The following is a 12,918-nucleotide window of genomic DNA, read 5'->3' on the forward strand; positions in this document are numbered from 1 at the left end:
AAATTTGTCAAGTTCTTTGCGGGGGTGGCGGAATTGGCAGACGCGCTAGACTTAGGATCTAGTGTCTTTGACGTGGGAGTTCAAGTCTCCCCCTCCGCACCATTTACTTTATAAAAAGTATATCGAATGAAGTAAATTCCTTCTCAACTTTTTATAAGTAAAATATAATAATAAAAACATTTAAGGGCAGAGTAACTTAAGCTCTTTTTTTTATTGATTTATATTTTTAGAAGTAAAGAATATAGAATAAACCTTAGATTGGAGTAAACCCGATCTTTTTTATTTCAGTAAATTAATAAAATCTAATACTCTTTAGATTAAAGGAAGTGTAGGTAGATTGTTAAGTGCAAACCTTCGCACCAAATCTCAGAAAATTAATTACTAAAAGACATTTAGAGACTATTATTTAAAAAGACGGGATCTACTCCCGTCTTTTGTTTTATAAGGTGTTAAATTTAAAACATTAATTCGTGGAAATGAATCCGTAGACCCCTACTTTCATAATTTGTGTAACGCTGTGAGCGTAACGAGGAAGTCCCCTTGGGGGCTTCACGATAAGTGTCTGAATCTTTAGATCTAATCTGCGGCTAAAATCAAAATCCTTTTTGCCACGAATTAACACGAATCTTCACTAATTTTGAAAGCGTTTTATCTAGTTAATGCTTAAGCTTTTGAAGCTTATAATTGACCTTATCTATAGAACGGTCTAGGAAGCATTCTGAGTACAAGATTTTATCAACTTAGAGGAGGAACTTCTTAACATTAATTGGTGGAAATACTTCCACAGGTCCTTACCTTTATAATTTGTGCAATTCGTGGTAAATTTTAGGTACTAATCTTAAACCTGAAGATACGTTTCTCCACATGAAAATACAATTAATAATCCTACTTGTTACCGCATCTTGAGCACACCTCATTTGTGAGTTTATCCCCTCTGACATACTCAGCAATATTTTCCAACGTAACCATAGCTATTGCCTCCAGGGCTTCCCGGGTGAAGAAGGCCTGGTGGGATGTGATGAGAACATTGTTGAAGCTGAGAAGCCTTGCCAGAATGTCATCCTCCACTATATCTGCAGAGAAGTCCTCAAAGAAGTAATCTCCCTCCTCCTCATATACATCTAAGGCTGCTGCCCCCACCTTCTTATCCTTCAGAGCCTCTATAAGGTCAATGGAGTCAACAAGAGCTCCCCTTCCTGTATTGACTATCATGACACCGTCCTTCATGAGCTTCATGCTATCCTCATTTATCATATACTTGGTCTCTGCTGTAAGGGGACAGTTCAAGGAGATGATATCCGACTCCCTGTAGATGGTATCCAGGTCTACAAACTCAAAACCTATCTCCCTGGCAACATCATAGTTTGGATAGGGATCATAGGCGATAACCCTCATACCGAATCCCTTGAGAATCTTCATGAGGACCTGGGCGATCTTTCCAGCCCCAACTATACCAGCAGTTTTGTTGTACAGGTCAAACCCCTGCAGACCATCCAGAGAGAAGTTGCCGTCCCTGGTTCTCAGATAGGCCTTGTGGATCTTTCTGTTGAGGGTAAGGATGAGGGCAACAGTATGCTCGGCAACTGAGTGGGGAGAGTATGCAGGCACCCTCACTATCCTCAGCTTATCCTTGGCATAGCTCAGGTCCACATTGTTGTAACCGGCGCATCTAAGAGCCACAAGCTTTACCCCGGCTTCCACAAGACCATCTATTACCTCTCTGTCCAGTGTATCGTTAACAAAGGCGCAGACTACGTCATATCCCCTTGCCAGGTCCACGCTTTCAGAGGTAAGCTTATCCTTAAGGAATTTCAGCTTAAAGCCAAACTCCTGGTTGTGCTGGGCAAAGGATTCCCTGTCATAGGGTTTTGTATCGTAAAAGATTATCTTCATATCTGGACCTCCATATTCCTGATTTGTTATATAAAGAATTATATGACAAATACAAACAAGATGCAAGAGGGGAGAGCTTATTTGGTTTATAAGTTTACTTTTTATAATATTCTTTCTTTTAAAAACAATGTTATAGTTTTTTCTTTATTTCCTTGAAGAAAGAAAATCAAGAATTCGATACCTTTGTCTTGATACAAAGGTATCCAAAAAATCAAGTCTTCCGGCAATTATCTTTATAAGTAATGACGTGGTTTACATTGCTCTCCTGGGCTATCTACAGAGCCTAAAGAAGCGAGACGCAATGAAGTAAAATTTTAAAGTGAAGTCCAGCGACTGCCTGCAGACGGCCACTTCTATTTTAAGCTTTTATTCGTGGAAATACTTCCAGAGATTCTTACCTTCATAATTTGCGAAAATTCGTGGTAGATCTTTAAGTTTTTTTTAATTGCAAATAAAAAGAGCTCTTAGAATCTCTAAAAGCTCTCCTTTAATCTAATATAATTTAATCTATTCTGTGTCCGTTTTCATAGTGGACCCTTTCATCCACCTCTCCCTTGTTGTTGTAGAGGATGAACTCTCCGTGCTTACGATCCTCCTTGTAGTGGCCTACAGTTTCTATCTCACCGTTAGGGTAGTAGGTTGTCTTTTCTCCCTCTCTCATCCCCTTAACATAAAACTCCTTGAGGGCCATCTTGCCAGTTTCGAAGTACTTAAACCTCTCTCCCTCCTTGAGTCCTTCCACATAGTTTCTCCTGCACTTGATCATTCCGGTTTCATAGTATGTGATAGCTTCTCCGTGGGGTACACCTTTTTTAAATGTCTTCTTACTCATCATCCTTCCATTGGGATAGTAGACTGTAACTTCACCATTTTTTTCCATTGTTCTTCCCCCTTTATATATTTAGAGTCAGTGAGTGAATTATTAGCGAATTCTTTTGTGGATAATCCATATCACGACTAGCTTATTCATCTCTTTATTTAGAGATAAATTATAATCACTAATATATTTATACCCTACTCCTGGAAAAATAAAAAATTTTTATTAAAGTACACTCTGGTGAAGGAGGGCTCTTCTTTAAAGAAAAAGCTTGCATCTGATACTAATTAGTATTATAATTTCCTTGTTATGAAAGTATATAGTAAGGACGAATGGAGAAATTTAAAACTTCTTGTTACCTTTTCAAGGTGTTACTCCTCTGTAAACCAGAGGATATACCCAGATATAAAGGCTCAGGGAGTTACGGAAACCCAGTTTTCAGTATTGGAACTTTTATATCACAAGGGAGAATTCACAATAAAGGAGATAATAGAAAAAACATTTTCCTCTGGGGGAAATATGACTGTGGTAATCAATAACCTACTCAAGGAAAAACTTGTGATGAAGAGAAGATCTGAGGATGACGGCCGTGTGTGGCTCATATCCATAACTGAAAAGGGAACAGCACTTATGGAGGAGATATTTGACAAGCATCTGCAAAACCTGAAAAGGGCCTTTGGTGTCCTCACTGAGGGGGAGCAGATGATAATGATAGAGCTTCTGAAAAAACTAGGTAAGGGCTAGAAAGTAGTTAGCTACAGATAAAATCATTTCGCTGGATGTAGTACTAACTAGTATTAAATAGGAGGAGTAATGAAGGAAAGAAACAAGCAGATAGGGAAGGAAGCTAAGATAACTATCCTGCTCTATCTTGTGTATTTTGTATGGTGGTATGGATTTGCTTATGGAATGGGAGACAGAGATCCCAGTGAATACAAGTTTATAATGGGGTTACCTGAGTGGTTCTTTTACTCATGTATACTGGGGTTTCTGATGATATCCACTCTGGTGGCTGTAGTAGTAAAGGTATTTTTTAAGGATGTGAAGTTTGACTAGTTGGGAAATTTTCCTTAAATATACCAACTAATAAATTTAAAATAAGTGGAAGTTCTTTTTATACCTTTTGTCTTAAAACAAAAGAGTATCCAAAAGTTCAAGTCTTCCGGCAACTGTCTTTTTAAGTAATACTATCTTTCATTGCTCTCCTCGGCTCTCTACAGAGCCTAAAGAAGTTAGACGCAATTAGTTGATACTATTACTGTGAAGTGGGACGACTGCCTGCAGACAGACATTTAAAAGTAAAGAAAACGATAGAAGATTCTCTGATTTTTGAAGATATTGATTCTGTCAAAAGAGAAAATAGAGAATGTAAAAGGAGAGATTAGGAAAAAAATGGATAAGATGATGATACTACTTCCCCTGATGCTGTATCTTGGGATAATGCTCTTTATTGCGTATAGAGCCAATATTGTAAAGAATTCAGGTGAAGTAAACTTTATGGAGGAGTACTTTATAGGAAGCAGAAATATGGGGGGATTTGTTCTGGCAATGACCCTTATAGCTACCTATGCCAGTGCAAGTTCATTTATAGGTGGGCCGGGAGTGGCTTATAAGATGGGACTGGGATGGGTACTTCTTGCCTGTATTCAGACTCCCACGGCCTTCCTTACCCTGGGAGTTCTGGGAAAAAAGTTTGCCATTATATCCAGAAGGATCAAGGGTGTAACTGTAACGGACTATCTGAGAGCCAGATATAAGAGTGATGTAGTGGTAATAATGGCATCGGTGGCGGTACTGGTATTCTTCTCAGCTTCAATAATAGCCCAGTTTATCGGAGGAGCCAGACTGTTTGAGACTGTTACGGGGCTGTCCTACCATACGGGGCTATTCCTCTTTGGAGTGGTGGTAATAGCCTATACATCCATCGGAGGATTCAGAGCTGTAGCTCTTACAGATGCTATCCAGGGAGTGGTAATGCTATTTGCTACCATCTTCCTCTTCTTTGCAGTTTCCAGAGCCGGTGGAGGAATGGAGAAAATAACAAGGACCCTTATGGAAACAAATCCGGATATGCTTACGCCAACAGCTGGTGGAAATATAGCTAAGCCATTCATCCTCTCCTTCTGGATGCTTGTGGGAGTCGCTGTTTTAGGACTGCCCCAGACTACTGTAAGATGTATGGGATTTAGAGATTCTAAGTCCATGCACAGAGCCATGGTAATAGGAACCCTGGTAGTAGGATTTTTAATGGTGGGGATGCACCTTATCGGTGTAATGGGAGCAGCTGTAGAACCGGGACTGGAGGTAGGAGATAAGATAATACCTACACTGGCTTTGAATAACATGCACCCTGTTCTTGCAGGGATATTTGTAGGAGGACCTCTGGCAGCTACCATGTCAACAGTGGACTCCATGCTTATCCTGTCATCGGCAGCTATAATCAAGGACCTCTATACCCACTATATAAATAAAGATGCCGGGGAGGAGAAGATAAAGAAGTTAACCTTCTTTACCTCGCTGACTCTGGGAAGTGTGGTGTTTCTTCTTTCTATGAATCCGCCGAAGCTGCTTGTGTGGATAAACCTTTTTGCCTTTGGAGGACTTCAGGCAGCCTTCCTCTGTCCTATTATAATGGGACTCTACTGGAAGAGGGCCAATGCAACTGGAGCTATCCTCTCCATGGTAACTGGTGTGGGGACATACTTCTATATGACCATGGCTAAGATAAAGTTCATGGGAATGCACCAGATAGTACCTGTGATAGGGGTATCTGTCCTGGCCTTTGTGATAGGTTCCCTGATCGGTAAGAGAAGCTCCAAGGAAACGTTGGATATCTTCTTTAATTAATGGATATAAACTTAGGTTTTAATTTTAAGCGGCTGTCTCTAGGCAGTCGCTTAGTTTTAAAATATGAACGGAATATTTGTGGTGAAAAAGAATTTAACATAAAATATTTGCCACGAATTTCACTAATTATGAAGGTATAAGCCTAGGGGAGTATCTACACGAATTGAGGTTTTAAATTGAAATCCTGTCTGTAGGTAGTCGTCGGACATCACTAAAAAAGTTTACTTCATTGCGTTTCACTTCTTTAGGCTCTGTAGAGAGCCCAGGAGAGCAATGGAAACCTTGAATTAACTTAGAAAGACAGTTGCCGGAAGACTTGATTTTTTGGATACCTTTTGTATCAAGACAAAAGTATCGAATTTTCTTTGGTTCGTTTTCTTCGCCGTAAGCGGAGCGAGGAAGTACTCTTAGGATTTTGCTGGTTAAAAGAAATGAACATGAATAAAATATTAGAAAGGGGAAATAAAGATGAATCCCAACGACATATTTAAGATAAAGGGAGTTAAGATAGGCCAGGCGGAGAATGACCAGGGATTAACCGGGGTAACTGCTATAATCTTTGAGGAGGGAGCAGTGGCTGGTGTAGATGTAAGGGGAGCAGCTCCTGGTACCAGGGAAACAGATCTGCTGAAACCTGAAAACATGGTTCAGAAGGTACACGCAATAGTTCTCAGCGGAGGGTCAGCCTTTGGCCTGGACAGTATGACGGGAGTGGTAAGATACCTGGAGGAGCAGAAGATAGGCTTTGATGTGGAAGTGGCCTGTGTGCCTATAGTTACGGGAGCGGTCCTCTTTGATCTGGCAATAGGAGATCCCACTGTAAGGCCAGATGCATCCCTTGGATATGAAGCGGCTAAAAAAGCCAATAACAGTGAGTTTCTTGAGGGGAACCATGGGGCTGGAATGGGAGCCACTGTGGGAAAGATCAGGGGAACTGAGTACTCTGTTAAGAGTGGTATAGGTAGCTATACAATTACCCTTGATGACGGCCTCATAGTGAGTGCTGTGGTGGCTGTAAATGCCTGGGGAGATGTGGTAGAGGGAGATCAGGTAGTTGCAGGAACCCTCAACGACGATAAAAAGACCTTTGCCGATGGAATCAAAGTACTTCTAGAGGGAGAAGGGGCCAAGGGCTTTGAGGGAAGGAATACTACTATAGGAGCTATTGTGACAAATGCTGTGGTGGATAAAGCCCAGGCAGGAAAGGTAGCTCAGATGGCCCACGACGGCTATGGAAGGGCTATAAACCCAGTTCACACTATGTATGATGGAGACACTATATTTGCAGCAGGAACGGGAGAGGTAGAGGCCGATGTGAATCTTGTGGGGATAGCAGCAGCTGAGGCCATGGAGAGAGCCATAAGAAGAGCTGTAAGAAATACAGAGGGCCTTGGAGGATATCCCAGTCTCAAGGAACTAAAGAAGAAGTAAAATGAAGAAGACATCCTTAGGGGTGTCTCTTTTTAATATTTGAGATAAGAGGGGAGAGGGACTTTTTGTCACGAATTACACGAATTATGCCTGGCATGTAGTAAGGAAGCATTTTAACAGATAAAGGTTTTAAATGGCCGACTGCAGGTAGCCGTTTAGCTTCACCTATTATTGCTACTTCGTTTCGTCGATCAGAATGGGTTCTATCCAGAGTCCGTAAAAGAAACGAGAACTTTGATATTGCTAAAGAAGACAATTACCGGAAGTCTTGATTTTCTTTGGTTCGTTTCTTGTATCAAGACAAGAAATGAACAGTGAAAACTTAAAGAGCTTTTTATAGAGTGGTGAAAGTAGAGGTTAAATGTTTAAGGGAGGAGAATAAGAAGAGAGACAGAAGAAACCTTATAGAAGTATGATAAGGAGGATGACTATGTTTAAGTTTGATATTAAGGAGAAGGTGGATAAGCAGGAGAGTAAGAGGATCATGGATGACCTTACTATAGAGCTGGGGAAGCTTCAGAGGGAGGCCGGTGAGAAGAAGGTTCCCATCCTCATAATCCTGGAGGGACTGGATGCATCGGGGAAGGGAGGAGTAATAAGTGAACTTCTCATGGCCATGGATCCCAGGGGATACAATGTCTACTCAAATAACAGGGAGAGCGAGGAGGAGGAACTTCGTCCACTATTTTGGAGGTTCTGGAACCACCTTCCTGGAGAGGGAGAGATAACCATCTTTGACAGGAGCTGGTACTACTCGGTTTTTCAGGAGGGTGAAAATGGGAAGAAGTATAAAAGAAGGTGCAGAGAGATAGTTCATACAGAGGAACTCCTCTCCAGGGAGGGGACCCTCATAGTAAAGTTCTTTCTATATATTACCAAGAAGGAGCAGAGGAAGAGGTTTGAAAAGCTCTCAGAGAACCCCTCTACCTCGTGGAAGGTGACCAAGAGGGACTGGAAGAGCAACAAAAACTACGATGAGATCCTGGAGAGGTATGGAAAGCTCATAGGGGATACAGACACAGGAGAAATACCGTGGAACCTCATCCTTTCAGAGGATCTGGATACAGCTAAGCTGAAGGTTATGGAGGAGCTTACTGAGAATATAAGGAGCTACCTGGATGAAGACCTCCCAGAGAGGGAGGTAGAGCTTCCTAAACCGAAGAAGGAGTTTAAACTTGAGGAGGCAAAGGCCGCTGCCCCAGTGGATAAAGATGAGTACAGAAGGAAGCTCAAGAAGTATCAGAGGAGGCTCCATGAGCTGGAGCATGAGATCTATGAGAGAAGAATACCTGTGGTAATAGCCTATGAGGGTTGGGATGCTGCAGGAAAGGGAGGAAATATAAAGAGGCTTGTGGAGAGGATGGACCCAAGGGGTTATGATGTGATTCCCATAGGGGCTCCCACAGATGTGGAGAAGATCCACCACTACCTCTGGAGGTTCTGGACCAAGCTCCCCAAGGGAGGGCATATCTCTATCTTTGACAGGACATGGTATGGAAGGGTTCTTGTGGAGAGGGTAGAGGGGTTCTGCACAGAGAATCAGTGGATGAGGGCTTATGGAGAGATAAATGAGATGGAGTCTCAGTGGGCTGAGGACGGGGCCGTCATATTAAAGTTCTGGATCCACATCGATAGGGATGAACAGCTTAGAAGGTTTGAGGAGAGGGAAAAGATAGAGCACAAGATGTGGAAGATAACTGAGGAGGACTGGAGAAACAGGGAAAAGTGGGATGAGTACAGGGGAGCTGTAGAGGATATGATAAGGTATACCAGCACCAAGAAAGCCCCCTGGTATGTTATAGAGGGGAACTCCAAGTACAGTGCCAGACTCCAGGTGATGGAGAGGGTAATAAAGACCCTGGAGAAGAGGCTGAAGAAGAAGTAATAGAAAAAAGACACCCCCAGGGGTGTCTTTTAAAGTTTCTAAAGGATTATTCAGCTACCTCTTCAGATTCTGTCCTATGCAGATCTTCCTTTGTAAGGAAGTTGATCACTCCCTCTACAGCAGTATTCAGGTCCTCATAGTACACAGTGTCGTCGAAGTCATACTTGTTGATACTCTTCTGGTAGAGAGGGTCGTAGTACTCCTCCATAATAGATCTTGAGAAGAGAGCGAACTCCTTATTCTTAAGCATCTCCTCATATCTTACTACGTCCTCCTCCTTAAGGTATCTTCTTAACTTGGTAGTACATGCAAGCATCTCATCTACCGGTGCCTTGGCATAGTCCTCCATGATGATCTCTACCCTGTGATCCATACTTGTTTCCAGAAGAACGTGGTATCCGTCTGTCATAGACTGGAAGATCGGCTCGGGAACATAGACATTTCCGATCCTCTTACTCTCACTTTCAACCAGGAAGTAGTCGTACTTTCTGGTTCTCAGGTGTTCAAAGACCTCAGATTCAAATCTCTTCTGGCTCTGTTCTCTGGATTCGCAGAGAGCTCCATAGAAGGATCCCTTGTGATCGGCAAACTTTTCCAGATCAAGGACAGAGTATCCCCTCTCCTCTAGTCTCTGAAGAACCTTTGTCTTACCTATACCAGTACGCCCGTGAAGAACCACATACTTGATCCCCTCATTTAAATGAGGAATCTCCTTGGCAACATGCTGCCTGTAGCTCTTATATCCACCATCTAATTTACTGGCTTTATATCCTAAAGCTGCGAAGAGGGAAGTTACGCTGCTGCTTCTCATTCCTCCTCTTGCACAGTAAAATACAAGCTTTTTATATTCTTTACTCAGATTATTTATCTCCTCAAACATCTCTGGGAGTTTCTTTGAGATGTAGTTCATTCCCAGTCTCTTAGCTTCCTCTGGAGAAACCTGCTTATATGCAGTTCCCACAGCTGCCCTCTCATCATTATCTAGGATAGGAACATTTACTGCCCCTGGAATAGGCTCAGCTTCAAACTCCTTGGGAGATCTAACGTCAATAAGAATAGCACTCTTTTCCTTTAAAAACCTTTCATAGCTTAAAACAACCATTTTTACCTCCAAATCTATACATACATTATATTGTACACATTAGCCCTTATTTAGTAAAGGGGAAATTCTATGTTAAGGGGCTTTTGTTCATTCTTGTCTTGACACAAGAACGAACCAAGAAAGTCAAGACTTCCGTAATTCCTCATAAGTATAGGATTCATAGTCCGAGCTTTATGGGCTACAGTCCTCGCTACACTGCGGAACTTATTCTGTTGTACGCTCTAAGATCATATTTTTAGTCTCTAGCCCCATCGGATACTACAGTCAGTTAAAATGATCTCCTTTTAATCCGTGTAAGTCCGTGGCGGATGTTTTTTCCCTTCTATTTTAATTTTTGTAATTTGTGCTCATTGGTGTCAATTAGCTGCAAAAAAATATTTTCCCTGTGAACCTTTGTGTCCTCTGTGCCTCTGTGGTGAAGGGATTATATTTTGATTCTTTACTGAATTTAAGCGATCAAAAAATAGAATTGGATTTTAAGCTTTCTTATAAAGTTAGAAGTCAGGAAAGAGGAAAGAAGAGAAGAATTAGTAAAAGATAGGTGATAATTTATAAAGGAGGGATGAGATGCTAAAGGAAAAGTTAGATGAGATAAGTTGTAAGATGGGGGAGCAGCTTCCCCAAGAGATCCTGGCAAAGCTAGGGGAGGGTCTCAAGGAGCTTCAGGATACCCATATTGAGGAGAAGACTATAAAGGCAGGGGAAAAGCTGCCTGATTTCACCTTGGTAGATACAGCTGGAAAGAAGTATACCAAGGAAACATTCAAAGATAAGAAGATGGTCTTTAACTTCTTCAGGGGGTCCTGGTGACCATTCTGCAACCTGGAACTGGGAGTTCTAGAGGAGATGCAGGATGAGATAGAGGAACTGGGAGGTAAGCTTATCTCCGTATCCCCAGAAAAACCTGATAAACACAAGACCGAGGAGGCTAAGGATGCCCAGAGTATCATAGCCAGTGATATAGATAATGTCTTTGCTAAGGAGCTTGGTCTGGTATTTTCATTGTCTGAGGAGTTAAATAAGATCTATCTGGATCTGGGAATAGACCTCGCAGACTCCAATGGAAATACAGAGGCGGAACTTCCTATGCCGGCAACTATAATCACAGATAAGTCTGGAGTTGTGAAGCATGTATTTGCCAAAGCGGATCACACCCAGAGGATGGAGCCAGATGAGATCCTAGAGATCCTTAAGAGGATATAGGGGGTACATATGTTTTTAAAGAAGTTTACAGAGATATTCAGGAGGGAACCCAGTGCCAAGGAGAAGGCTGTTCTTGTGGAGCTGAACAGAAAGTATGGGAAGGAACTTGAAAATATGAAGCTTGAGACCCATGTGTTTAAGGACTACTACTGTGATATGTACCTTCAGATCTATCAGGAGAGGTTTCACTTTGAGCACCACGAGGGCGAGTATTAAAAATGAAATAGATATTTAGAAAGAAAAAGAACCCCTAGGTGAGTGCTCCTAGGGGTTCTTTGAATTTACTATTACTTTGACAGGTTGTAGATAGCCTCGATGTAGATCTTTAGCCAGATATCCAGCTTCTCTATCTCAAGGTACTCATTCTTCTGGTGCATATTGTCTTCCTGGTCGTGAAGAAGTGCTCCAAAAGCTACTCCGTTTGTTACGGCTCTAGCATATGTACCTCCACCGATAGCTACCGGCTGAGCTTCAACATCTCCAGTGATATCTCTGTAGATATTCATAAGAGTTTCCACTAGGAAATCATCCTTAGGTACATATAGTGGTCCCATTCCTCCCTTAGACTCAAGGTCGTATCCAAGAGCAGCTACAGATTCCTTAGCCGTAGTTACTACCTTCTCAGTTTCAACTGTTACCGGGTGTCTGCAGTCTACTCCAAGGTTGAACTCTCCGTTTTCAAGGGAGATCTTACCGATATTTATAGTAAGCTTTCCAGACGGCTCATCCTCAAATCCTATTCCAAGAGACTCTCCGTGGTAGTCCGTCTTAAACTTAGAATCAAATAGGTTTATGATATCCTTAAGAGCTTCCTCTTCAATTGCGATTTCCTTAAGGAATAGCATAAGTGCATTTGCAGCGTTGTATCCAAGGAACGGCTTAGATCCGTGAGCAGATTTACCCTGAGACTCAAGGATAAGAGTGTCTCCCTCTACTCTAGATGAGATAGTGAACTCCTTCCCCTCGTTGAATGCAGGCAGCTTTGCCTCTACTTCAGTAGCGTACTTTGCTGGAAGTCTTCCCTCTACAAACTCACAAACTGAGTTAAGAGCAGTTCCTCCCTTAAATGAGATTCCGTCGATTCCCTCAAACTTCTTTGAGATATATAGTGGTGAGATTCCCTTCTCTGCGTGAGTTACAGGGAATGATGAATCTGGTGTGAATGCTAGTGTAGGCTGAGGCATCTTTAGCTCACCAAAGTAGTGGTCCATACACTTCCAACCAGTTTCCTCATTAGCTCCAAGGATCATTCTTATCTTTTTATTTGGAACGATTCCAGCATCTTTCATAGCCTTCATAGCATACAGGCAAGTGATCATAGGTCCCTTGTTGTCCAGGATTCCTCTACCATATAGCTTACCGTCAGCGATCTCAGCAGCATATGGAGCATAGTCCCATCCCTCTCCCTCAGGAACAACGTCTACGTGTCCTAGGATACCAAGGATCTCCTCCCCTGTACCAAAGTCTATGTGACCTGCATAGTTGTCGAAGTTTTCAACTTCAAATCCCATCTCCTTACCAAGATCAAGGAAATATTTAAGGGCAGCTGCTGGTCCCTCTCCAAAAGGTTTTCCCTGTAGAGGAGCTTCCTCTACACTCTTTATCTTAATAGCTTCCTGCATTGATTTAACAACGTCGTCTTTGTAGTTTAATATCATTTCTTGTAAGTTCATATCTTCCTCCCTGTGTAAAGCTCCGTTGAGCCGATTCCATAACAAAATTATATCATTTTTCAACTTT

General features: G+C 42.0%; 12 protein-coding genes and 1 tRNA gene. 9 read left to right on the forward strand and 4 right to left on the reverse strand.

Going from position 1 to position 12,918, the window contains the following annotated elements:
- Positions 1–18: 18 nt before the first annotated feature.
- A tRNA-Leu gene (locus tag QMG11_RS12385) sits at positions 19–102 on the forward strand.
- Between the two features lie 783 nt (positions 103–885).
- Here the strand turns inward: QMG11_RS12385 and QMG11_RS12390 are convergent.
- Together QMG11_RS12390 and QMG11_RS12395 are read right to left on the reverse strand one after the other, a co-directional pair.
- Positions 886–1,893, reverse strand: a complete 1,008-nt coding sequence (locus QMG11_RS12390; RefSeq protein WP_281836349.1) for a 2-hydroxyacid dehydrogenase — start codon at positions 1,891–1,893, stop codon at positions 886–888.
- 502 nt (positions 1,894–2,395) lie between these two features.
- Positions 2,396–2,773: a toxin-antitoxin system YwqK family antitoxin gene (locus QMG11_RS12395; protein WP_281836350.1), complete on the reverse strand. Its 378-nt coding sequence runs from the start codon at positions 2,771–2,773 to the stop codon at positions 2,396–2,398.
- A 246-nt stretch (positions 2,774–3,019) separates the two neighbouring features.
- On the opposite strand from QMG11_RS12395, the gene QMG11_RS12400 reads away from it, so the two are divergent.
- From QMG11_RS12400 to pap, 5 genes are all read left to right on the forward strand, one after another.
- Positions 3,020–3,454, forward strand: a complete 435-nt coding sequence (locus QMG11_RS12400) for a MarR family winged helix-turn-helix transcriptional regulator (RefSeq protein ID WP_281836351.1) — start codon at positions 3,020–3,022, stop codon at positions 3,452–3,454.
- A 69-nt stretch (positions 3,455–3,523) separates the two neighbouring features.
- Positions 3,524–3,766, forward strand: coding sequence for a YhdT family protein (locus QMG11_RS12405; protein ID WP_281836352.1), 243 nt, complete (start codon positions 3,524–3,526; stop codon positions 3,764–3,766).
- Between the two features lie 336 nt (positions 3,767–4,102).
- Positions 4,103–5,557, forward strand: coding sequence for a sodium/pantothenate symporter (panF, locus tag QMG11_RS12410; RefSeq protein WP_281836353.1), 1,455 nt, complete (start codon positions 4,103–4,105; stop codon positions 5,555–5,557).
- Positions 5,558–6,025: 468 nt separating this feature from the next.
- Complete coding sequence (locus tag QMG11_RS12415) at positions 6,026–6,988, forward strand: P1 family peptidase (protein ID WP_281836354.1); 963 nt, start codon at positions 6,026–6,028, stop codon at positions 6,986–6,988.
- A gap of 430 nt (positions 6,989–7,418) precedes the next feature.
- A complete protein-coding gene (gene pap, locus QMG11_RS12420) occupies positions 7,419–8,873 on the forward strand; it encodes a polyphosphate:AMP phosphotransferase (protein ID WP_281836355.1) in 1,455 nt (484 codons plus the stop codon).
- Positions 8,874–8,919: 46 nt separating this feature from the next.
- Here the strand turns inward: pap and mnmH are convergent, their stop codons facing one another.
- Complete coding sequence (mnmH, locus tag QMG11_RS12425) at positions 8,920–9,975, reverse strand: tRNA 2-selenouridine(34) synthase MnmH (RefSeq protein ID WP_281836356.1); 1,056 nt, start codon at positions 9,973–9,975, stop codon at positions 8,920–8,922.
- A 567-nt stretch (positions 9,976–10,542) separates the two neighbouring features.
- Between mnmH and QMG11_RS12430 the strand changes: the two genes are divergently transcribed.
- The 3 genes from QMG11_RS12430 to QMG11_RS12440 are packed head-to-tail and all read left to right on the forward strand — an operon-like array spanning position 10,543 to position 11,394.
- Entirely contained in the window at positions 10,543–10,785 is a 243-nt protein-coding gene (locus QMG11_RS12430) for a thioredoxin domain-containing protein (protein ID WP_281836357.1), read from the forward strand.
- A 12-nt stretch (positions 10,786–10,797) separates the two neighbouring features.
- Positions 10,798–11,178, forward strand: coding sequence for a redoxin domain-containing protein (locus tag QMG11_RS12435; protein WP_309302090.1), 381 nt, complete (start codon positions 10,798–10,800; stop codon positions 11,176–11,178).
- A gap of 9 nt (positions 11,179–11,187) precedes the next feature.
- Positions 11,188–11,394: a hypothetical protein gene (locus QMG11_RS12440; protein WP_281836358.1), complete on the forward strand. Its 207-nt coding sequence runs from the start codon at positions 11,188–11,190 to the stop codon at positions 11,392–11,394.
- A gap of 71 nt (positions 11,395–11,465) precedes the next feature.
- Here QMG11_RS12440 and pepV read toward each other — a convergent pair whose 3' ends face one another.
- Complete coding sequence (gene pepV / locus QMG11_RS12445; protein ID WP_281836359.1) at positions 11,466–12,851, reverse strand: dipeptidase PepV; 1,386 nt, start codon at positions 12,849–12,851, stop codon at positions 11,466–11,468.
- Positions 12,852–12,918 lie beyond the last annotated feature (67 nt).

Origin of the sequence: Propionigenium maris DSM 9537 (assembly GCF_027925155.1) — a bacterium.
In the GTDB taxonomy this organism is placed as follows: Bacteria; Fusobacteriota; Fusobacteriia; order Fusobacteriales; family Fusobacteriaceae; genus Propionigenium; species Propionigenium maris.

Bases quoted from the DNA above. Each gene is read 5' to 3' on its own strand.
- QMG11_RS12395 (WP_281836350.1), bottom strand. From the start codon at position 2,773: ATGGAAAAAAATGGTGAAGTTACAGTCTACTATCCCAATGGAAGGATG.
- pap (WP_281836355.1), top strand. From the start codon at position 7,419: ATGTTTAAGTTTGATATTAAGGAGAAGGTGGATAAGCAGGAGAGTAAG.
- mnmH (WP_281836356.1), bottom strand. From the start codon at position 9,975: ATGGTTGTTTTAAGCTATGAAAGGTTTTTAAAGGAAAAGAGTGCTATT.
- panF (WP_281836353.1), top strand. From the start codon at position 4,103: ATGGATAAGATGATGATACTACTTCCCCTGATGCTGTATCTTGGGATA.
- QMG11_RS12400 (WP_281836351.1), top strand. From the start codon at position 3,020: ATGAAAGTATATAGTAAGGACGAATGGAGAAATTTAAAACTTCTTGTT.
- QMG11_RS12415 (WP_281836354.1), top strand. From the start codon at position 6,026: ATGAATCCCAACGACATATTTAAGATAAAGGGAGTTAAGATAGGCCAG.
- QMG11_RS12440 (WP_281836358.1), top strand. From the start codon at position 11,188: ATGTTTTTAAAGAAGTTTACAGAGATATTCAGGAGGGAACCCAGTGCC.
- pepV (WP_281836359.1), bottom strand. From the start codon at position 12,851: ATGAACTTACAAGAAATGATATTAAACTACAAAGACGACGTTGTTAAA.
- QMG11_RS12405 (WP_281836352.1), top strand. From the start codon at position 3,524: ATGAAGGAAAGAAACAAGCAGATAGGGAAGGAAGCTAAGATAACTATC.
- QMG11_RS12430 (WP_281836357.1), top strand. From the start codon at position 10,543: ATGCTAAAGGAAAAGTTAGATGAGATAAGTTGTAAGATGGGGGAGCAG.
- QMG11_RS12390 (WP_281836349.1), bottom strand. From the start codon at position 1,893: ATGAAGATAATCTTTTACGATACAAAACCCTATGACAGGGAATCCTTT.